The 23570-nt window shown below is 49.8% G+C and carries 15 protein-coding genes; 13 read left to right on the forward strand and 2 right to left on the reverse strand.

Features of this window, described 5'->3' with window-relative positions:
* Positions 1-257: 257 nt before the first annotated feature.
* On the reverse strand, positions 258-647 hold the full coding sequence (locus Q8M98_07760; GenBank protein MDP3114659.1) for a T9SS type A sorting domain-containing protein: 390 nt from the start codon (positions 645-647) through the stop codon (positions 258-260).
* A gap of 1662 nt (positions 648-2309) precedes the next feature.
* Between Q8M98_07760 and Q8M98_07765 the strand changes: the two genes are divergently transcribed.
* From Q8M98_07765 to Q8M98_07815, 11 genes are all read left to right on the forward strand, one after another.
* On the forward strand, positions 2310-3107 hold the full coding sequence (locus Q8M98_07765; protein MDP3114660.1) for a TatD family hydrolase: 798 nt from the start codon (positions 2310-2312) through the stop codon (positions 3105-3107).
* On the forward strand, positions 3104-4339 hold the full coding sequence (locus Q8M98_07770) for a hypothetical protein (GenBank protein ID MDP3114661.1): 1236 nt from the start codon (positions 3104-3106) through the stop codon (positions 4337-4339). The genes Q8M98_07765 and Q8M98_07770 overlap by 4 nt, the downstream gene beginning before the upstream one ends.
* A complete protein-coding gene (locus Q8M98_07775) occupies positions 4333-5886 on the forward strand; it encodes a DHH family phosphoesterase (protein ID MDP3114662.1) in 1554 nt (517 codons plus the stop codon). The genes Q8M98_07770 and Q8M98_07775 overlap by 7 nt, the downstream gene beginning before the upstream one ends.
* 43 nt (positions 5887-5929) lie before the next feature.
* Positions 5930-6517: a phosphatidate cytidylyltransferase gene (locus Q8M98_07780; protein ID MDP3114663.1), complete on the forward strand. Its 588-nt coding sequence runs from the start codon at positions 5930-5932 to the stop codon at positions 6515-6517.
* Between the two features lie 8 nt (positions 6518-6525).
* A complete protein-coding gene (locus Q8M98_07785; GenBank protein MDP3114664.1) occupies positions 6526-7473 on the forward strand; it encodes a glycosyltransferase family 2 protein in 948 nt (315 codons plus the stop codon).
* A 3-nt stretch (positions 7474-7476) separates the two neighbouring features.
* Complete coding sequence (locus tag Q8M98_07790) at positions 7477-8700, forward strand: ABC transporter permease (protein ID MDP3114665.1); 1224 nt, start codon at positions 7477-7479, stop codon at positions 8698-8700.
* Positions 8701-8712: 12 nt separating this feature from the next.
* On the forward strand, positions 8713-9384 hold the full coding sequence (locus tag Q8M98_07795; protein ID MDP3114666.1) for an ABC transporter ATP-binding protein: 672 nt from the start codon (positions 8713-8715) through the stop codon (positions 9382-9384).
* A gap of 3 nt (positions 9385-9387) precedes the next feature.
* Entirely contained in the window at positions 9388-13473 is a 4086-nt protein-coding gene (locus Q8M98_07800) for a hypothetical protein (protein ID MDP3114667.1), read from the forward strand.
* 70 nt (positions 13474-13543) lie between these two features.
* Positions 13544-14062 carry a hypothetical protein gene (locus Q8M98_07805; protein ID MDP3114668.1) on the forward strand — a complete coding sequence of 173 codons (519 nt, stop codon included), beginning with the start codon at positions 13544-13546 and terminating at the stop codon, positions 14060-14062.
* 86 nt (positions 14063-14148) lie between these two features.
* Positions 14149-14898 carry a hypothetical protein gene (locus Q8M98_07810; GenBank protein MDP3114669.1) on the forward strand — a complete coding sequence of 250 codons (750 nt, stop codon included), beginning with the start codon at positions 14149-14151 and terminating at the stop codon, positions 14896-14898.
* Between the two features lie 40 nt (positions 14899-14938).
* Entirely contained in the window at positions 14939-15157 is a 219-nt protein-coding gene (locus tag Q8M98_07815; GenBank protein MDP3114670.1) for a hypothetical protein, read from the forward strand.
* 112 nt (positions 15158-15269) lie between these two features.
* Here Q8M98_07815 and Q8M98_07820 read toward each other — a convergent pair whose 3' ends face one another.
* Positions 15270-15488: a hypothetical protein gene (locus Q8M98_07820; GenBank protein ID MDP3114671.1), complete on the reverse strand. Its 219-nt coding sequence runs from the start codon at positions 15486-15488 to the stop codon at positions 15270-15272.
* Between the two features lie 84 nt (positions 15489-15572).
* Here Q8M98_07820 and Q8M98_07825 point away from each other — a divergent pair, with 84 nt between their 5' ends.
* Both Q8M98_07825 and Q8M98_07830 read left to right on the forward strand, forming a co-directional pair.
* Complete coding sequence (locus Q8M98_07825; protein MDP3114672.1) at positions 15573-19367, forward strand: C25 family cysteine peptidase; 3795 nt, start codon at positions 15573-15575, stop codon at positions 19365-19367.
* Positions 19368-19605: 238 nt separating this feature from the next.
* Positions 19606-23307, forward strand: coding sequence for a C25 family cysteine peptidase (locus Q8M98_07830; protein MDP3114673.1), 3702 nt, complete (start codon positions 19606-19608; stop codon positions 23305-23307).
* The last annotated feature ends 263 nt before the right edge of the window (positions 23308-23570 follow it).

Genomic DNA, 23570 nt, shown 5'->3' on the forward strand with positions numbered 1-23570 from the left:
ATCGTGTCTTCGATTCACTCAAGCAAATGATGGCACACATGGTAGACGTGTTTGGAGACTTGACTAACGAGACTGTTTCATCGTTGTGCCATTGCAGTTATCTTGATTTATGACATTACAAAATAAACTTTGTATAATACGGCTTCCACATAGAACTGTCATATTGTAATTTCACTGGCTCGATTGAAGGCAATGCTGTTGAGCGATTTAGCAAAGATTCCGAAATAGGATTATCAAAATCTTGTATTGCCGTTAGTTTATTTTAGCAGCAGCATCTTCTTTGCCGCGTGTTTGCCGTCATTGGCGATCCGGCAAAGGTACAAGCCTGAAGACACGCTTCTCTGGGAACTGTCCTTTCCGTTCCAGACAACGATGTGTTTTCCAGCTCCACGCACCTCATCGACCAATATCTGAATCAGTTGACCGCGGCTGTTATAGATTTTTAGGGATACGTGCCCAGCTATCGGCAAGGTGTAGGATATCGAGGTTTCCGGATTGAATGGATTGGGAAAAACACTGAGCAAAATTGCATCGACAGGCAGCACCGGATCCGTATTCGATACGACTGTATCCCAGACATAAGTTCTATGATAGTAGTCTCCGCCATAAACACCAGATTCCGACCCGGATTGAAGAATTAGTTTCATCCCGATACTATATACTGTATTACTATGCGAAGATATGCCCTCGCTATCCTCAGACGTTATCGCTGTATTCCGGTTCTCGTCTGCGTATGTATAAAGAGAATATTTGGTCCAAACTACATTGGTGGAATCTGTCGAAGAGTGCTGAGTTTCATCCTTTCGTAGCGGTTTGATCTCACCGTACGAAACACCATATATGGTGGCAAACTGTTTATATAAACGCCAGTTTAATGAGTCTGTAGAAGAATAATACTTGTGCAATATCTCATAACCTGACGGTTCATAAGCGAACAAGCTCTTGCTAAAACTCGATGTTCCGTTCTTAATAAGTGTCACGATTAGTTGGTCTGACGGATTATAGATCCGTGTCTCCGTAGTAATCAAACTGAGATTATTAATGTCGTTTCCGATCACATTGTAGAAATATCTGGTCAGCAACTGATTATCTGTTCGGTATGTATAACGAGTGATTTGTTTTGGTCCGAAAGGTGAAGGATAAGACGATGATCTGATCATTTCCAATAGATTGCCATGATTATCGTATGAATATTGATCCAGAGTGCGCGGGGGGACACTAAAATTATGCGTAACATAAATGGCATGTAGTATCAGTTGATTATTGTTGTTATATCTGTCTCTGATCCCCCACCTGGATATGTATTGCGAGTATTCTATCTCATAAATCAGAGTGTCTCGTTGGTAATAATCCGGCGTATTCGTGTAGTAGTATCTGTTCATATATGTATCACATGAATACGTATTTAAATCATGCACTAAGGAACTATCAGGTCGCGTGGGATTTACTGCATCATAATAATAGGTTGTTCCCACTTCACTGCCTCCATCCTCTTCTGACACCCACCATGAAGAATTCTCCTGAGAAGATAACAAGCGCCAAAATACCTCATTTTTTTCCTGATTAGATCCTGGCGCATGAAGATTGGTCTCCGCCATAACTCCGGAAACTAAAGCTATCAGTAAGGCTGTAATCATGCATACTCTTCTCATATCCACCTCTACAAACTTATGAACCTTATTTTAATTTCCCTTTTTTTGTGTCAAGCAGAAAATGCGTGAATAATCCTTGAAAGTTGCAGGCGAGATTGTTCAAAAAATCCTTTGACACTTCCCGGCATTTGTGGGCTTCATCGAGAGTAGTGGTCTATGTATAGACGTTTATTGTTTTCGCCGCAGCGTAGCATGCCGATGCTGCGAGGGAAAAAACCCTATCAAACAGTGCCGTCGTTTTCACCATCGTTTTCGCAGCATCGGCACGCTACATCCATCTTTCCCCTTAGCATTACGGAGTCAATACGGACTTAGTCCGTAATGAGTCCGTATTGATTCCGTAATGCTAAGGGGGAAGATGGATTTTTAGGTGCATGTTGTCCCGTCCTTCCAGCGAAGGCTGGAATCCAGTCTTTGGCTTAAAACTCTGTCTGTAAAGGCTTTAATGCAATTTATTAGATGTCAACGGCGGAGTTTTGGGTTAAAGCGAAGTTTCCAGCCTTGCAGCAACATTTCCCAACTCCCACTACGAGTACTACCCCACAATCAAAAACTGGTTTGTCCCCGTTCTTTTCCAAAAAGCAAAATTCCCTTTGACAAGAAACAAGCCTTTGATTTATGTTGTTTTCACTATACAATAGGGGTAAAGTGCTAATAATGAAGTTGTTTGAGACTCACGCTCATCTGGATTTGCCAGATTTTGATTCCGACCGCGAGGCGCTGATTGCAAAATGTCATGCTGCCGGAATCGAGTATATCATCAATATCGGTTTCAACAAGGAAACCAGCCTAAGTTCTTTTGAACTGGCAAGAAAGCATCTGCACATCTTTGCCACGGTGGGCTATCACCCGCACGACGCCACGGATTTTGACGCTGAACTGATCAAGCGTCTGGCAAGGGAAAAGAAGGTGTTGGCGATCGGAGAGATCGGGCTCGATTTCTTTCGCAATCTATCGCCATACTCGGTTCAGCGCGAGGTTTTTGCCAATCAGGCGCATCTGGCGGTGGATTATGATCTGCCGGTGGTGGTGCACAACCGAGACGCTCATCAGGAATGCTATAAGATCCTTAAAAACGAAGGAGTTAAGCACGCGGTATTCCACTGCTTTTCCGGAGACATCATCTTTGCCCAGCAGGTTCTTGATGAAGGTTGGATGATCTCCTTCACCGGGACGGTCACCTATCCAAACGCCCATCTCGAGGATGTGATTCGTTTGATGCCGATCGATCAGTTTATGATCGAAACGGATTGTCCTTATTTGCCTCCGCACCCGCATCGCGGAGAGCGTAACAGCCCACTTTTTCTACATCTGGTGGCGGAGAAGATCGCCCAGATCAGAGAAATGACCCCAAACGATGTTGCGGAAAAGGCATTTGACAATGCGCACCGCTTTTTCCGCGTCCCTCCCGACCCAGTCAAACCTACTCATCATAAAGCAGGACATAAAAAATGAAGTTAATCACTTTGGTACTGGGCTTGCTGACCCTTGTCTGCAGCCCGCTTTTCGCCGGAAACTCGATCTTTTCCTATGACGGATTTCCCATCCAGTATTTCGGCAAGGACATCTATAGTATGGGCATGGGCGATGCCGGCGCGAGCGATATCTTCCGTTTCAACACCGGCTATACCAATCCCGCCCTACACAACGTCTCAAACCGAACTCTGTTTGCCACCGGTTTGATGTTTGGATATACCGGATACCGTTCTTTGGATGATGCCGGCAGCGAAGCCAGGTTCAGGGACGACTCTCTCGATCTGCCCTATTTCAGTCTCAGCGTTCCGCTCAAGCGCCATCGCGTGGGATTCCAATTCAATTCATTTGCTTCGGGAGTGGTAAAAAACGAACGCACCTTCACCTCAGATGAAGGACTGGAGATCACCGAAAAGCAGGCGATGGACAAATATCTCTTTCGTGCCGACCTGATCTATAGTGTAAACTTTGGCAGATATCACTTCGGTGCCAGCGGAAACTATTTCTTTGGCCACGATATCCGCAATTTCGAGCAGCAGGCAGCCGGTTTTGGCATATTCAACACCAAGGAAGAATTGGCGCGGACTTTCAAAAATCCCACCCTCACCATCGGTGCCCTCAAACACTTTGACCGTCTCTCCATTGGCACGCATATCACTATGCCACGCACCCTCAAAGGCGGCGAAATCCGCAAATCCATCCACGAGCAGGAACCCGAAATCGATTATGATTACAAGCTGCCGGCTCAATTGGCGGGGAGCATAACTGCGCTACCCTTCCCAAACTTCAAAGTCGCGACGGATTTTCACTATGAAACCTGGGGCGAGATCGATGCCGCGGTTTATGAAGATAGCTGGAAACTGAGCCTGGGAGCGGCATACGAGCCCAATGCAGAAACTATCGACAAAGCCGGTGCGCCAAAGTTTCCCATCCGTGCCGGGATATCTTATCGTAAACTGCCATTTAAAGCGGACGCGGACGCTATCGACGAATCCGGCGTCTCCCTTGGAGTGACTCTTCCCCTCAAACGTGATGTCAACCGCATTGATCTGGGATTCCAATACCTCAGGCGCGGAAATCTTGCCGCCAACAAGCTGCAGGACAATTCTTTCATGTTGATGATCGGTTTCACCGGCTTTGACGTGATCACCAAAGCTCCGGACAGAACCGCTCCGCGGGAAATTCCCGTTAAAGAGGAACTGGAAGAATGGTAACCAACTGGAAGCTGCCGGAGAATCCGGAACTTGGATTCGCCGCGCAGATTCTATCCAAGCGCGAACTATCCGAAGACCAGCTCAGCAGCGATCTGTCCCAGCTCCCGGACGAAGCCCTGCTATCCAATATCGAAGCGGTTGCAGACCGCATCCGCAAAGCGATGTATCACAACGAACCGCTCATCATCTTTGGCCACGACGATCCGGATGGAGTCACCAGCACCTATATCCTCTATCAATTCTTGAGCTCCTGCGGCTATCAGAAACACAACTATTATATCCCCAATCGCAATCTCGATTCTCACGGCATCCAGGATTCCTTTGTGGACTTCGTGCGCGAGGGAAGATACAAACTCGTCGTGACGGTGGACAATGGCATTTCCTCCATCGATGGAGTGCGCAAGCTCAATGACCTGGGTTGCGATACCATCATCACCGATCACCATCTCATCCAACCGGAGAGCTTGCCCCCCGCCTATGCCATCCTCAACCCCCAGTTGCCGGAATGTAAATACCCCTTCAAATCCCTCGCCGGAGTGGGCGTCGTGTTGGTGCTGATCCGTTATTTGGGTAAAAAACTCGACCATCCAATCTCCCCCGCTTCCTATTTTTGGACAGCGATCGGTTCCCTTGCGGATAAAGTTACGATGACCGGATTGAACCGCGTCCTCGTTCGCCATGTGATAGACAACTGGGACAGCATCAACGACTCCAGCATTGAGTTTCTGCAAAGAAACTATAACCGCCTCGGCACGAAGACCGATATCTTTAACTTTATGCAAAACACCGCACGCCTTATCGCCAATGGCAGAGAGGATCGCGGTCAACACATTGGCTTAAGTTTCATGCTGCAAATGGGGCATGAAAAAGCCCGCCTTTTCCAAAAGCTGGAGCGGCAGAAAAAAGTATGGGAAACCGAGCTCAACCGCGTCTTCGCCTTTTTGGACACTATCCTCGGAGGTTTTGGCGGTGATGCTTTCATCTATTACGATGATGATGACGTGATCCCCTACAGCTTGTTGGGAACTGCTTCCAGCTATATCGTGAATAAGCTGGGCATTCCCACCATCATGCTCAAGCACTACAATGGACACTTGGTTTGTGAAGGACGCTGCAGCGACGGATTCAATATGGTGGACGCCTTCACCCACTGCAAAGCGCATCTGAAACAATATGGCGGACATGTCAAAGCCGCTGGTTTCACAATGCTGCCGGAGAGCTATGACGGATTTTTGGAATGCTTCAACGAGTATCTGGGAAACAACACGCAGCACACAGATAGACCACCTGGAACAGCCGTGGATGCCATCGCCACGGTTGATGATCTCAACGAGGAAAACTGGAACTTCATGGAAAGCTTGCTCCCCTTCGGCCAACAGAATCCCGAGCCGGCAATCCTGCTGAGGAATATCGATCTGGCTATCCTCCAGCAGAGATTTGATATCGACTATAACAGCATGAACATTCCCGTCGATCGCAGCGGCGATGCGCTGATCAACTGGAAAGGACTGCGCACGATCCGCATCCTTGATTTTGTGCGAAAGTGAAGCCAAAGCCGGGGATGCAATCCAGCATATTTGAAGGAACCCGATGATTGAACTGAGCGAGACATTGCGCAAAGGAATCCACATCAGTTCGCTGGTGATCCCTTTCAGCTACCGCTATCTGCTTGGTTTCAACCGCAAACTGGCATTCTATATACTGCTGGCGGCTTTTATCATCAATCTGACGATCGAGTTTCATCGCTTTTGGCAGAAATCCTTCAAAAAGACCTTCTACCGCATTTTTGGTTTGATTTTGCGCAGACACGAAATGAGGGACTTCACCGGCGCTACTTATTTGATCTTTTCCGCGATGATCTGCGTAGCCTTCTTCGAGCCGCTGATCGCTTTCTGCGCGATGGCTTTCGTCTCCATCGGGGATACCTTCGCCGCCATCATCGGAATAAACTTTGGCAAACGCAAGTTTCTTGGCATGCGCAAATCCCTCGAAGGCAGCCTTGCCTGTTTCGTCAGCACCTTTATTTTTGGGTTGTTTTTCCTCAATAGCCCAGTTCAAGCCCTTTTTGGTTCTATTGCCGCTACCGTGGCGGAATTGGTCAACATCCCTGTGGATGACAACCTCAAGATACCGGTGTTCTCGGCAATCGTAATGACCCTGACCGGCATATTGATATAAGAGGTAAGATGAATATTTCCTTTGTGATACCAGTATTGAACGAACAAGATTCGCTGATCCAATTAGTGGACGAGATCCTTGCTCAAATGCCCGGCTATGAATATGAAATCATCTTTATCGACGATGGCTGCCGGGACAAGAGCTTTGAAATCATGAGCCGTATGGCAGACGCGAATCCACACATCAGAATCGTGAAGTTTCGCCGCAATTTTGGCAAAGCCGCAGCGCTACAATATGGATTCAACCTCGCGAGCGGGGACGTCGTTTTCACCCTGGATGCCGATCTGCAGGACAACCCTGTGGAGATTCCCGCTTTCATCAACAAACTAAACGAAGGCTTTGACCTCGTCTCAGGCTGGAAGCGCAAACGGCGTGATCCTTTGTACAAAGTGGTGCCTTCCCGGCTTTTCAATTTCGTGACCGCAAAAACCTTTCACCTCAAGCTCAAGGACTATAATTGCGGCTTCAAAGCTTACCGCGCACCGGTGGTGAAAGAGATCAGCCTCTATGGCGAGATGCACAGATATATTCCCGCGCTGGCGCACTCACTGGGTTTTCGTATTGCCGAGATCCCGGTGGAACACAGAGCCCGCGTCCATGGCAAATCCAAATATGGTTTCGAACGCTATTTGCGCGGTTTCTTCGATCTGCTCACGGTGAAGATGGTCACTCAATACATCAAGAGTCCGCTCTATCTCTTTGGCAGGATCGGACTTGTCTCTGCGCTTTTAGGCTCCGGCTTGACGCTTTATCTCGCAGTGCTCAAGATATTTTGCAACAGACCTTTATCAAATAGACCCCTGCTCTTTTTGGGCATCCTCTTGATCCTCGCCGGCTTGCAATTTATCTCCATGGGTTTGATCTCGGAATTGATCATCAACCGCGTTTCGCCACAGCTCCGCTTGCCACTCTCCGTCGAAAAACTCGTCAATATCGAAGCCAACGAAAGCACTTAAAATATGAACAACACGGAAAAGTTTTTCCTCTCACGCTATTTGAAGCATCCGAAACGAAGCCTGCTGCGTTTCAGCTTTGTCTTCATGGTGCTGGGGATAGTGCTTTCCGTGGGAATCCTCAGCGCGGGACTGAACCTCTTCGAGGGTTATGAACGCGCGCTCAAATCCGTGCTGCTGGATTCATTTGCCCATATCAACGTCTATTCTACCGGCGCTGACTACATCAATTCCTCAGAGTTGCAAAGCGCTTTGACCCGTCTGGGAAACGAGCCGGAGATCAAAAGCGTCTCTCCAGTGGTTTCATATTCAGCGATGGCATATCACGAGGACAAAGTGCGCGGAGCCATGCTCAAAGGCTATCTGCCCGATGGCGCAAACCGATTTCCCTTTGAGGACTACGTCCGCGAAGGCAGCACCAACTTGATGAATGGATATGGCATCATCGGTTTCTATCTGGCAAAAGAGCTGGGGCTCGGAATCGGGGACACCCTGAGAGTCGTCTATCCCCAATTGGACAGGCTTTCGCCGATGGGTTTGCATTCCAGCGAGCGGCGCTTCATCGTCTCCGGGCTTTACCATTCCGGTTTCTACGAGTTTGACCGCTCGATCGTGATCTGCACTGTCAAAGACGCCCAGGCGATGCTCTTTATCAATAATCAGGTTTCGCACATCGAGATCCGCCTCAAAAACAAATATATCAGCGCCGCCGACCGCATCAGCCAAAAGTATGATTTTATTCTGGGTGATGGGCTTGGAGCCTATCCTTGGACGGAAATCAACCCCAGTTTGTTTCGCCTGATAACGATGGAAAAGTGGCTGATCTTCATCATCTTCAGTTTTCTGGTGCTGATCGCCGGCATCAACGTCATCAGCGCTGTCTCTGCACTGATCTATGACAAAATCAACGAGATCGCAGTGCTGAAAACCCTTGGCGCACCGCCCAAGACGATCAAGCGTATCATGAACTATCAGATCTCCCTGGTCTGCACTCTCTCGATCATCGTTGGTCAGCTATTTGGCACGCTGCTCTCATACCTGATCACCAAACAGAGTTTCTATCAGCTCAAGGGTGAGGTCTATTTCATCGACCGCATTGAAATCCATGTCACGCCCTTGAATCTATTTGCCGTCTTTCTCGTCGCCAGCCTGTTGGTCACGCTTTGCATCCGCATCCCCCTGAGGCAGATCGACAGGCTGCAAATAATGGATCTTTTACGCAAACCCTGAGGAGGAAATGAAGTGATTTGCCTTGCCGGATACAATCTGTCCAAAAGCTATGCCGACAGCGATCAAACCATTCAGGTGTTGAAAAACGCCACGCTTGAAGTGGAAAGCGGAGATATGATCGGCATCACCGGTGTGTCCGGATGCGGAAAAAGCACCCTGATGCACATCCTTGGTCTTTTGGATGCCCCGGACAGCGGAAAGGTGATGGTGATGGGAAACGAAATCTCTGCAAAAATGCCGCAGGCACCCTCTATCCGCAATCGGGACATCGGCTTCGTCTTTCAGTTTCACTATCTGGTGGAAGACCTCAGTGCTGCGGAAAACGTTGCCTTGCCGATGCTTATCGGCGGCGCGACATTAGCTAAAAGTATCGCCAGAGCCAATGAATTGCTCACCCGGCTCGGGCTCAAAGAACGGAGAAACCACTATCCCAATCAGCTCAGCGGCGGCGAACAACAACGCATCGCTCTGGCTCGAGCTTTGATCAACGAGCCCAAAATCGTGCTTGCTGACGAGCCCACCGGAAACCTCGACCCAATCCACAGCCTGGAAGTTTGGAAGTTGATGCAGGAACTGAATAAGGAACTCGGACAAGCCTTCGTGATCGTCACCCATGACCGCGATTTGGCACAACAGAGCAATAAAACCTTTGAACTCGCCCGGGGGACGCTCTCCCGCATCTGAACCATGAAACGCTCGCGTTTGTTTCTCTTTCTGATCGTCATTCTGCTTTTTATCAATGCCGCTTTCTTCATTACCTGGTATGCCTTTGATTTGCAGGGAGTCGTGAAGGGGATCGTGGAAAAAGAGGCGGGCAAAGCTCTCTCCGGCGAATTCAGCATCCGCAATTTCAGCATCAGCGACCGGCAGGTCTATGCCGAAAAGATCAGTTTCACTACTGCGGACAGCTCGCTTGCTTTCAATGTGGAAAGCGCCCGAGTCCGTTTTAATCTCTTCAAATTCCTCTTTTCAGGTTTCAAAATAAAGCACCTCTTAAATATCGTCGAGATCCACAAACCTGAGGTCACCATCATCATCGAACCACAGGTCGAAAAGAAGGTGAAGAAAGCTCCAGATCGCATTGATATCCCGGATCTAACGCCATATTTCAACCATCTGAAGGTCACCAAGGGCAGGCTCTATCTCGATATCGCTATTCCGCTCAAGCTCGGCGAGGGTGAATTCCTCATCGCCGCGGACGAGTTTAACGAGATTGAGATCAGTGCCGACAACGACAAAAGCACCAAAGTGAAACTGAGTGCCATCACCGCGAACAAAGGCAGCATCGTAGCTACCGCGAATCTTGATAAAGGACGCATCGCTCTGTTAGACGTGGAGATCAACAATTTCTCCCCCCGCTATGTCAATCATCCCGCGATAGAAAATATCCACACCGAGCTGAACCTCGTTCTCAAAGCCTCACAGAAAACCAAGAAGGCGGATCTGGACATCCAAGCAAAGGCATTCATCTGGAATACCAGTGCCTTGCTGCTTTCGGAATACCCCGTCCGCCTCCCATTCATCGTTGTGGAAACCGATGGTAATAACCTTGATGCCACCATCTCGCGCAGCAGTTTCGGCAGCAGCTCTCTCGGCGGACAGATATCACTGAGCAACCTTCAAAAGCGTATAGGTTTCAAGTCCAGCCAGTTGGACATACAGCTCGATCTTGCCATGATCGATCCATCGCTGAGTGGGATCGTCAAAGCCCAACTCAGCGGTTCCGGCAGCCTCAAGGAACCCGTCTTAAAACTGCAGGCTTCAGCGGATTTTGCTGCATACGACACTCATCGGGTTCATGGTATCCGCCTCGATGCCGAATTGAAGGACATGCTTGTCGATTACAACCTTGGGAATGCCCGTTGGCAAAACCAAAGCATCGCTTCAGCCGGCAGTTTCGATTTGAAAACCTACGTGCTCACGGCATCGTTCGATACCCATCCAATCGAAACTCACTATGACGAACCGATGATCAATGCATCCGCTGATTTTGAACTGTCCATATACGATTCGTACCCGGAGATCAAGGTGCAGTTCAAACAGCTCGATATCGTAAACCGAACTATGGCGGCAACCAACTTCAGCGGCAGCGTGCATCTCATCCCCGCAAGCAATCCCGACAAAACGCAAAACTACTATATAAATTGCGATTTAAGCAGCCCGGACGGGCATCATATCAGCCTCGTGGGAGATGTTCTTGACCGCAATTTGCTCATGGAAGCCAGATTTGGCAATATCGCCTTGGCGGATTTCATACCCAATGATGTGGTCAAAACGATTAGCCCAAAGTTTAGCGGAACCGTGGACGGATTCATGCTTGGCGACAAGATCGTCGCCCGCACCGATTTATCGCTTACCTTGGCTGGAGATTTTGAATATCAAACTCAAATCCACGCGATCGGATCCTTGGATATTTCCACGCTGGATGCGGCACTCTATTTACAGGGAACAGAAGGCATTTTAAACGGCGAAACCATGAATATCGAGCTGGTTGCAGATCTAAAAAAGGACATTCTCCGGCTCGCTTATCTGCGCCTGAACGATATGCTCGATCTTTCCGGTATGATTGATCTAAAAAATCTGCCGGACTATGCGATCAACCTCTCGCTGAAGGATTTCAATCTTGCTCGTCTGACGAAATACTATCCTCCAGCCGGAGAAGGACTTCCAGATATCAGCGGGATCAACGTTACCGCGATGTATAACCTGGACGGAGACCGAAATATGTCCGTCTTCGCTTCTGCGGACAGCATCAGGATCACAGGCATCGTTCCCATCTCCGCGGATTTGATGCTCAAAGGTCCGCCGGGCGAGATCCAGATCAGCGGTCATGCGTTAAACAATCGTAAAAAACTGGTCTCGATCAACGGAATTGCAAGTCTGAACGGTGGCATTGGCATCGATTTGAATGCCGAGATCAACGAAGTTCTCATCTCTGATGTCATCGCGGAGACCCATCTAAACGGTGTCGTCACCGCCAAATTGAATGTCCTTGCCACCGGACTGATGGGTAAGGATCCCAATATGGAGTTCACCGCCCGTGTCCGTTCTCCCCGGATCAGCATTCCCAACGCGATTGATCTGGAAGACATCATAGTCGATGTCCGTCAAACTCCGGAAATCTTATACGTGGACAGCCTGCTTGTGCGCTCAGGGGAGCTCGTGGCGCTTCAAGGTTCGGGTTCTCTGGGCTACAATTTCCTTTCCGGCACTTTCTTTGACGGCAGCCTTGAACTGAAGATCAAAGCCCAAGCGGAACTTTTTCCCTGGCTCACCAAAAACGTGGAGATGATCACTGATTCGGGAGGAACCACCAGCCTGGATGTGACTATCGCCACTCATGAGGATCAATTTCACATCGCCAGCGGCAGAATTGAACTCCGCAACGGGCATCTGAAATTGGACAATCAGGTGGATTCCATCACCAATATCAACATCATCGGCGTTTTCGATAAAAACCGCCTGCTTCTGAAAAAAGCCAGCCTTGAGCTTGGGGGCGGCAAATTGAAGATATCCAACGAGTTTGATGAGGATAGCAGCAACCATTTCTTCGTGTCCTTCCTCGATCTCGGAAGCTTCAATCTGCTCATCGAAGAGCCCGGCATTGAGGCTGTCGTGCCTGTTTTTACCCCTCCGCGCACTCTCACAACTATCCAGCTCAGAGGACAGAACACGCGCTTTGCCACCGTCAAGGGACCTTTCGACGATATGAAGATCAGCGCAGAAGTACTGGTCTCAAACACCAATGCCCTCTACCCCCCGAACACGGAAAATCTCCTGAGCCTGATCTACAGTTTCCGCAGTGCATTTGCCAAAGAAACCGAATCAAGCCTGAAAGAAGACCCTCTGCCCCTGCCCTTCACTCTGGATCTGATGATCCGTCTGCAGGACAACGTGATCTATGCCACATATCCCGCAATCATCAAACTCACCCAGGGGGGATTCATACACATCGTCTATGACGGGCAGGAATGGATCGCAAAAGACGCGAAATTCGCCTCCGAGCAGGGAACTATCGATTTCTTCGGCACCGTGTTTCAAGCGGAATATCTCGATGTCAACATCATTGGCTCCCGCGATATCCTAAACATCCATGGATCCTTCTTTCGCAGAGCACCGGACGGCACCATCATCACCCTCACTTTGCTTACCGACAATGACAGCTCCAAGCCTTTCTTTGACCGCCTCGAATTCAAACTCGCCAGCGACAACCCCCAGGATCAATCCATCACCCATATCCTCTCCCGGCTCCGAAGCAGCAATGAAGTGTACGACCAGGGAATGTTTCAGGACGAAGCCCTCGGCTTGATTTCCGACAACCTGAATACTTCCATCCTCACCCCATTCCTGTATCCGGTGCAAAACCGCATCCGCCGTTTGCTCAGGCTCGATGGTTTCAGCATCAAAGCCGGTTTCATCCAAAATCTCTTCACCGAATACTCAAACAACCCCGATCAAATGGCGGATTATCTTGACATGCAACATTTTATCGGTGATATTGCCCAGTTCAGCTCTTCAATTTTACTGAACAACCTCTCCGTTTCCATGAGTAAGTATCTGGGACGCAAGCTCTTCCTGGACTATCAAATCACCCTCCAGGAAGCCACCGACTTGCAGAAGAAAACCAAGATCGGGATCACTCACGACACTTCTTTACGCATGTTCCTGCCCCGGCAACTGAGATTGGGATACACCTTCCAATATGAACCCCAGGATGAGCGCCTCACGCATGAAGTGATGCTGCAGCGCTCCTTCCGTTTTTGGGGTCTGTGATAAAATCCTTTGACAAAATGAGCACCTTCAAAATAATGAAAAAAAATGATGATCGCCATGGAGGAACATAATGGCTGAGAATATGCAAAAACCGAGCACCGAAACTGGAATAGAGTCCACATTGAAAGCACCGGTGCAAACTGACAACAATGTGAAAGTGAAACCCGAAAACCAAGTGAGCCTGATCGAAATGATCATGATCCTGATGCTCGTGGGGCTCGTCTTCGTGTTTGTCTTCGGAATGCAGCAAATGAAGATCAACAAAGAAAAAGAAGCCATCGCCCAACAGAAGTTCGAATCCATTTTACCCACTTTCGACCGCATCGTCGCCGCCGCAAACGAGTATCGGAAAAACGACCCCTTCGGCGCCTATCCCCTATCCCTCGAAGAGCTTAATCTCAAGGATATCAACAATGCGGATTTCGTCTTTTCCTATACTGAAATGGGACCCGTCATCACCGCCACTACGACCAAGGAATTTGGCAAAGAAGGCATCGCCGTGAACTATAACATCGCCGCTGCCGTCTATGAAGTGAGCGATCCCAATCCCCAGGACAAACCCACCGTTCATGACGACTGGTTGCCATGACCATCAAAACATCCATTATGAAAACGCCTCATCTATTCAGGGATGGAGCTTTTTTTGGCACTCAACGCTATGAGGAAGGATAAATTATGCTAACCGATACCAAACCTCTGCGCCCCTGGAGGATCTTCAGCGCTCTGCTTTTGTTGAGCGCTCTTACCGCCTGTGCGGTGATGGACACCAACAGCATGGAATCCGCGGTGCCGCTGCCCAAAAACAAAATCGATGTGCAAGCCTATACTGGAACCGGGATAGACCTTTCCTCGGTGGCGAAACCTGAGTACTGGGATGAGAATGCCTATGAAGGCGCTTCCTCCGATTTCATATCCGCTTACAAACTTGCCATTGGAGTAGGCAATGACAGCGAGATCGGGTTAAAAGCCTGGACGGCTGCCTTATCAGCAGGCGCCAGAGGGTATTACAAAAAGAGGTTTTATCATGTTGGGAAACGGTCTTTTGCCATCGCGCCGGGCCTGACCTTAGTGATATCCGATGATGGAACCGTCGATTTGGACAATCTCTTCGAAGATCGAAACCACCGCGCTATCGGCTTTGAGATCCCTCTGATTTTTACTTATGAACCAAATGACAATGTCTATCTCAGCAGCGCCATCCGCGCCAATCATCATTTGTACTGGGAATCCGTCTTGAATGATGACAACGAAGTCATCTCCATCGGTCCCACAAACATCACCCATTACAGTTTCCACCAAAATGCGACCTTGCACAACAAATACATCTTCATCACTCCAGAAGTGGGATTGATCATGATCACCAACGTCCGCGGAAGATTTATCTTCGTACCAAGCATGGCGTTTGGATTGGGGATCAGACTCTGAGAGTGAACGGGTCTAACAGGTGAATGGGTGAACTGCAAAGTTGGTCTACCCTTCCACCCTTCCACCCTTCCTTCCACCCTTCCACCTTTCCACCCTTCCACCCTTCCACCCTTCCACCCTTCCACCCTTCCACCCTTCCACCCTTCCACCCTTCCTTCCACCCTTCCACCTTTCCACCTTTCCACCCTTCCACCCTTCCACCCTTCCACCTTTCCACCTTTCCACCCTTCCTTCCACCCTTCCACCCTTCCAGCCTTGACTGCGTCAATCATGCCTTAATCAAGCGTTAATCAAGCGTAATAAAACTAACGCTTGATTAACGCTTGATTAAGGCTTGATTAAGGCTATGTATCGGGGGCGAAACGTGTAACCTACTGAAAATTATAGACGATAACTCCACTTCTGAGTGCTACCTGTAAACCAATGGACGGAATCCGATGTTTCACCCCGCAGATTTTCCCCCTTGAATCAACAACAACAAACAACACCCGGAAAGGGCGGCAGGGTTCTTCCGCTGTGGATTCATCGAGGAAAACACAGTGCACAAGACCAAATAAAGAACCGGTGGTCTTTTTTCTTGGTTTAGGCATCAATCTTGCATATACTTATATGTAGATATGATCAGACGCTTTACAAGAAAAGAATAATGATATGAAAGATAATAAGGAGAAAACATGAAGAATTATTTCGTCATGTTCGTGCTTTTACTGCTGACGGCAATGCTTGCCGCAGCAACGGGCACGATACAACTTGGAACCATGCCGACTTCGGTCGAGCTTTTACGCAGCACTCAGGATGGGCTCAGCATCCGCTATTCCATCGAAAAGCTGTCCTACGACGAGGTGCCAACCGCCGAAGGCGTGTTCACGAATCTCTATGTGGAACATTATACTACCACGAATAAAGAGGGCTTGCCCCGCCTCCCGCTGATGCGCCAATTGATCAGCGTTCCCGTCGGCGCAACCGTGGTGCCGCGGATTAGTTCCGCACAAAGAAAGACGATCAGTCTTGCCGAAGGGGGAATCCACTATCCGATCTTCCCGCGTCAGGAATCCGTCTCCAAATCGGCAGATTTGAGCAAGATACCCTTCGTCGTCAACCGCGATTTCTACAACGGACGCGGCTGGACGGACGAGCTATCAATCCGCGTTGAGGATCTCGGATTTATGCGCGGAGAGCGCTTATTCGCCCTGGATTTTGTTCCGGTGCGCTACAATCCCGGCAGCAAAGAGATCGAAGTGATCGAATATGCCGAGGTTTCGGTCAGCTTTGTCGAAGGCGATCATAGCGCCACTTCTGAGCTGAAGGCAAAGACATATTCCCCCGCTTTTGAGGGTATATTTTCCGGCACCGTGATCAATCACCAGCCCATTCGCATTTCCTTGAACCGTCATCCGATGAGCTATGTGATCATCACGCCTCAAGCTTTCGTAGCCGCCTTGCAACCTTTCATCGAATGGAAAACCCGCGAAGGCTTTAACATCATCCTCGCCACCACCGAACAGATCGGCGCGACTACCAATGGAATCATCACTTATATGCAGGGATTATGGAGTGCGGCGACTACCCAAAATCCGGCTCCCTCATATCTATTGATCGTGGGAGACGTGGCACAGGTGCCTGCAAATACCGGAGCCACGGGCGCTCACGTGACCGATCTGACCTATGTGCGCCTTCAGGGCACGGACTATATGCCGGAGCTTTATTACGGCAGATTCTCTGCAACCACACCAGCCGAAGTGACCAATCAGGTCAACAAAACCCTCATGCATGAACAATATACGATGCCCAGCGATGCCTATCTTTCCCAAGTGGTGATGATCGCCGGCGTCGATGCCTCTTGGTCGATCACCCATGCCAACGGGCAGATCAACTATGGGACAAACAACTATTTCAATCCTGCTCATGGCATCCAATCCAGCACATATCTCTATCCCGCTTCGGGATCCGCCGACGCAGCGATCGTGCAAAGCGTATCCGCTGGAGTCGCCTACGTGAACTACACCGCGCATGGCAGCCAAACCGACTGGTCTGATCCCACCTTCACCATCAGCAACATAAACTCCCTGCAAAACACGAACAAATCTTCCGTCGTGGTAGGCAATTGCTGCCTCACCAACGCTTTCAACACGGGCATCTGTTTTGGCGAAGCCTGGTTGAGAGCCGTGAACAAAGGCGGAGTCATCTATATCGGCGGAACCAACAACACCTTTTGGGATGAAGACTATTGGTGGGCTGTCGGACACAAGCCACCGGCGGTAGGAGCCGGCTCTCCCTTTGTCCCAGGACGCACTGGAGTCTATGATGCCTTGTTCCATGATAACAACGAACCTTTTGCAGATTGGGCTAGTAACGCAGGCGGGATGATCGTTGCCGGAAATCTTGCCGTCGTTCAATCTAACAGCACCAGAAGAGATTATTACTGGGAAATATATTCCATCATGGGCGATCCTTCCCTGGTTCCCTATTTGGGGATTCCAGCACAGAATTCCGCTCAACTGTCGGATACCATCTTCCTCGGAGTATCTTCGATGAATATCGTCGCCACTCCCTTCAGCTATGTAGCCATCTCCAAAAACAACGTGCTGCATGGCGTCGGACTCGCGGATGCCAATGGCAATCTCACGCTCAATTTCACCCCCTTCTCCGAGCCGGGAACCGCGCAGATCGTGATGACGCGTTCGATGCGACGTCCTTTGATTGCAAACATCCAGGTTACCCCCAATGTGGGACCCTATGTGACCATCAGTCCGATCACCGTGATTGATCCCAATGCCAATGGCATCGCCGAAGCGGGTGAGATTATCAGCATGGGGCTCACTTTCACCAACGTCGGCATCGCCGATGCTGCAAACTTGAGCGTCACCATTTCCAGCATTAGCCAATATGTCAGTATCCTAAACAATACTGCCGCCATCGCAAACGTGCCCGCCGGCGGAAACATCACAGTGAACAATCTGTTTAGCATTCAGATCAGTCCGATGATTCCGAATCAAACCTCCGTTCCCTTTGAATTTCTCATCACCGATGGTTCCAACCAATGGATCTCCAGCCGCAGCCTGACTGTGAACGCTCCAAACGTCCAGATCGGCAATGTCACAATGAGCGATGCCAATGGCAACGGTTTCCTCGAAGCTGGCGAAACCATCTCTATCTCCTTCAACCTCAGCAACACCGGACACATGAACGCGGAAAGCGGAATCATGGTGCTGATCGCGAATCCGAATCAGGTGACGCTAAACAATTATAGCTTCACTCTGCCTTCGATCTCCGTGGGTGGGAGTCTCCCACTCAATTTCGTCGCCACCCTTGCCAATAACCTGACCACCGGAACGATCGTTCCCATCGGATTGGCAGTCACATCCGGTGTGCAGATGATCAATCACAGCATCATGCTGCCCATTGGAATGATCGGCGAAGGCTTTGAATCCAATAACTTTACGGGCTTTCCATGGGTGAACTCCAGTCCCATCCCTTGGTTGATTGACGGCAATCCCGGCAACGCCTATGCCGGAATCCGCTCTGCCAAATCTGGAGTGATCAGCCACAATGGCACTACGGAGCTTTCGGTCACCATGGAAGTCGGCGCTGCCGGAAACATCTCTTTCTGGCGTAAAGTGTCCTCGGAATCAAATTATGACTTCCTGCGTTTCTTCATAAACGGAATCGAACAGGCTGCCTGGAGCGGAAACCAAGCCTGGGCACAGTTCAGCTATCCTGTCCAACCCGGCACCCGCGTCTTCAAGTGGGCATATACCAAAGATGGATCGGTAAGCTCCGGCAGCGATTGCGGTTGGATCGATGAAATCGTCTTTCCGATGTCCGGCAGCGGCAGCGTCGCCATGCTCTATTCACCCACAACCGAGATCACATTTGCAAATGTGTTGCCAAATACTACCGTGAGCGCGGATTTTGCCCTCAGAAACCTCGGCAATATCGCTCTGACCGGCATGATCTCCACTCCCGCCGGATTTGTGCTCAGCCAAAATGGAATTAACCTGCCCGTGTATTACAACTACAGCATCCCCGCAGGGCAGACCGCAGTTCTCACGATCACCCATGTATCTCCGAGCCCCGCGGTAAATCTTGAGGGAGAGATCAACATCACTTCCAACGATCCCAACAATCCCTCCTTCGTGATCCAGGTAAACGTGATCGCAAACACCAGTAATGAGGATCCCTCGATCCCCGCGGTGACCAAGCTGGAAGGAAACTATCCCAATCCCTTCAATCCGGAGACCATCATCAGATTTTCAACCAAGGATTCCGGTTCAGTGCGCATCACCGTCTATAACGTCAAAGGACAGGCTGTGCGCAATCTCTTGAGCGAAAACCTCGGCGCCGGTAATCACAAAGTGGTTTGGAACGGCAAAGACAACAACGGCAGGAGTGTCTCCAGCGGAGTCTATCTCTATCGCATGGAAGCCCCCGGCTACAATAAAACCATGAAAATGATGCTGATGAAATAGCATTAAACTATCCCTGCGGTGCGCCTTCCGGTGCGCCGCAGGGGATTATGAGCCAATGAAAAGAATGATCTTCGTCTTAGGAGTGCCGCAGGGGAGTGATATTTTTTACTTGACCATATACCGTTCCCCCATGATAGGCTCAGAGTTACTTTTTATTTATATGATGTACACTCGGGAGCTTGTTTCCCGCCAACCTATATTGTGAAAAAAATAACAGATGAATCCTGTGGAGGATAAAATGACACGTTTATTATCACTGTTTGTCCTGTTGCTCATGCTGAGCCTTGCTCTGAGCGCGGAACAGATCAACGTCGGTGAATATCAAAACGATATTCGCCTGGTTCGCAGCACCCCCGATCAGATGGTGCTGGAAATGACTCTGGGGCATTTCAATCGTGAAAGCACCAGAATCAACGGCGAAACCTGGTATCACCTTAATCTCAAAAAAGAGGGTCTCACTCTCGAAACGGGTTTGCCGCAAGTTCCCGTGCTTGCCAGAAGCCTGATCATTCCAAACACCGCGAAGATGGCGGCAGAAGTGATCGGCAGCGAATATGTCGATCTGCAAATGCGGATCGCCCCATCGAAGGGAAACCTGACCAGAAATATCAATCCCGAGGACGTGCCCTACACTTTCGATCCTTTCTATCAAGGCACCGCTGCTTATCCCACTCAGAACACATATCTCACCGAGCCTTTTGTAATCAGGGACTACCGTGGGATCACAGTTCGTTTCCAACCTTTTGAATATCACCCCGCCACCGGCACGCTGCGCGTTTTCACCAAACTCCAAATCGCCGTCCGCAACGTCGGTTTTGATTCCACCAACTCACTGAATGTGCCGAAGAATGCCTACAGCTCCGAATTTGCCGGAATCTATGAGAACATGTTCCTCAATTTCAACGAGGCAAAATATCCGCTGCTGTCGGAAGTAGGCAGAATCATGGTGATCAAACACTCCATGTTTGATGCCACTATCCAACCCTACGTGGATTGGAAAAGACAAAACGGCTACACCGTGGACGTCGTGGACGTATCGGTTGCAGGACCCACCGCTGCGCAGATCCTGGCATATATTCAAGCACAATATAACTTGAACAATGGCTTGATGTTTGTCCAAATCATGGGCGACGCGCCTCAGGTTCCGACGCTCAGTTCCGGCGGCGGCGGATCGGACCCTTCCTTCGCGCTACTTGCCGGAGGAGACAGCTATCCCGATATCTATGTGGGCAGATTCTCCGCCCAGACCGTTGCCGATATGCAAACCCAGGTGCTGCGCACCGTGCATTATGAAAGAGACCTAATCTCCGGAAACAACCACGTCCAGAAAGGCATGGGCATCGCCTCAAACGAAGGAGGCGGCAGCCAGGGAGACATGGGTGAAAGCGATCAGGCACATATAGAGCTCATCCGCACCGACCTCTTGAACTACGGATATCTATCCGTTGACCAACTTTATCAAGCTCAGGGCGCCACCGCGGCACAGGTTTCCACAAACCTCAATCAGGGACGCGGCTTCGTCAACTATTGCGGACACGGCTCCGACACTTCCTGGAGCACCACCGGTTTCAACAATGCAAACGTGAACGCACTGACCAACAGCAACATGCTCCCCTTCATCGTTTCGGTGGCATGTGTGAACGGAAACTTCGTCAGCCAAACCTGCTTTGCCGAAGCATGGCTGCGAGCCACAGACAATACCACCGGCGAACCTACCGGCGCCATCGCGATGTATGCCAGCACGATCAATCAAGGCTGGAATCCTCCCATGCGCGGTCAGGACGAAGTGACCGATCTGCTCATCGCGGAAACCAGAAAGACTATCGGAGGTCTCTTCTTCAACGGCTCCTCAAAGATGATCGAAATCTATGGCACCAGCGGCATCAGCGAATATAAGTGCTGGACGATCTTTGGCGACGCCTCACTCATGGTACGCACCAAAAATCCCCAAGCGATGACCGTGAACCACTCTCCGATTCTCTTACTCGGCATAAACAACTACCAGGTTGACGCCGTCTCCGGTGCCAGAATCACGCTGTCCGCCAATGGCACAATCTATGGATTCGCCGTTGCCGATGCGGGTGGAACCGCGATTCTGAACCTCACCAATCCTCCCACGCAGCCGATGGATCTCACCCTTACCGTCACCGCTTTCAACAAAATAACCTACATCGGAATCGTTCAAGTGCTCCCCCCCAGCACCGGTCCCTACATTATTGTGGATCAGATGGTCGTGACCGATGGCAATAACAATATCGCGGAATATGGCGAATTGATCACCGTGAACTTCACTATGAACAACGTCGGCAGCGATGCTGCGCAAAACGTAAATGTGACCCTCAGCGGAACCAGCCAATTTATCAACCTCATAAATGCCACCGAAGCCATTCCGAGCATTCCCGCAAACGGAAGCGGCGGAACCGTTTACGGATTCAGCATCCAGGTTGCGAATGACGTTCCAGACCAACACACAGTCCCGCTCACGATCACCATCACCGATAGCAGCCCCGCCACCTATCAATCTACCCGCAACCTCATTCTCAACGCCCCCGCCTTCACTTGGGGAACTCTGCAAATCAACGACATCTCAGGCAACAACAACGGCAGAATCGATGCCGGCGAAACCGTCACCCTCACCTTTCCAATCACCAATAGCGGCAACGCGCTGGCAATCGACCTCATGGGTGCTTTGTTGATCATGACCGTCAACCACGTCGCCGAACCGATCCAAACGAGCTTCACCACTCTGCCAGCCAATGGCACAGCCCAGATGATCTATACCGTCACCTTCAGTTCCCAGATCCCGGTCGGAACAGTAGTAAACATGACCGCCATGCTTTTCACCGGTCAATACAGTTCCATGCAGAATTTCGCCGTCACTTTGGGAATGGTGATGGAGAACTTTGAAAGCGGATTCACAGGCTACCCGTGGACTTTCACCGGTGGAAACTGGACTATCGCCGCCGGCAGCTACAATGGCAGCAATGCCGCAAAATCCGCTACTATCACGCACTCACAAACTACAGCCATGCAGGTGACGATGAACGTCCCCGCCGCCGGAAACATCTCCTTTTGGAAGAAGGTCTCCTCCGAGCAGAGCTATGACTACCTGCGTTTCTATATCAATGGCGTGCTCAAAAATCAATGGAGCGGAACCAACGACAACTGGAGCCAGATCACCTATCCCGTCAACCCGGGCAACAACCTGTTTAAGTGGGAATATCTCAAAGACGGCTTGGTTTCCAGCGGACAAGACTGTGCCTGGATCGATGACATCGTCTTCCCCGCCGTGGGTGGCACCAGCGGAACGCCCGCCATCTCCCTCGATTTTGACACGGTGAATTTCTATCAAGTGTTCCTTGGCGAAACCGCCACCATACCCATCACGATCAACAACGTCGGCGACGCAGTCCTGATCGGAACTATTCAGACCGAAGCTCCCTTCAGCCTTTGGCAGGGAAATTCCACGCCAAATCCGATCATCAACATCGTTGTGCCCGTGCAATCCTATCTCCAGATCAACGTAAACTTCTCTCCCACAGTGGCTATGGAATATATCGGCACTTTGCAGATCAACACCGATGACCCCGTGAATCCCCAATTCATTATTCAGCTTCTCGGCAGCGGACAAATCGTATCCACCGAAGATCCCATCGCTCCTGCGATAACGATCCTGAAAGGAAACTATCCCAATCCCTTCAATCCGGAAACCACCATTGCCTTCAGCATCAAGGAAAGCGCACCGGTCTCGATCGAGATCTACAACGTCAAAGGTCAGTTGATCAAGACTTTGGTGAGCGAAATCAAAGCCGCCGGCAATCATAGCGTCATCTGGAAAGGCAAGGATGAAAACAACCGCAGCGTTTCCAGCGGAATCTACTTCTACAAAATGAGATCAGGAAAATACTCCGACACCAAGAAGATGATCCTGATGAAATAGCACTATTGGTTTCGGCATTGCTTGCAGGAAGCCATGCTCCTGTCCGGCAGATGCTTATCAATATAGATGGGGCGCGGTTTTTTTTTGATCGCGCCCCTTTTTATATGGTGCTCCATGATTATCCCAAGTTTCGCATGAAAAATGTGTTTTTAGTCATTTTGGAATCGTAACTCATTGAAAAATAGTATTTGAGTTTCGGAAAATAGCCAATTAGTGTCCAAAATCAGGGCTTTGCAGAAAAAATATATATTGACAGCTTCAGC

The organism is Candidatus Cloacimonadaceae bacterium (assembly GCA_030693415.1).
Taxonomy (GTDB): Bacteria; Cloacimonadota; Cloacimonadia; order Cloacimonadales; family Cloacimonadaceae; genus JAUYAR01.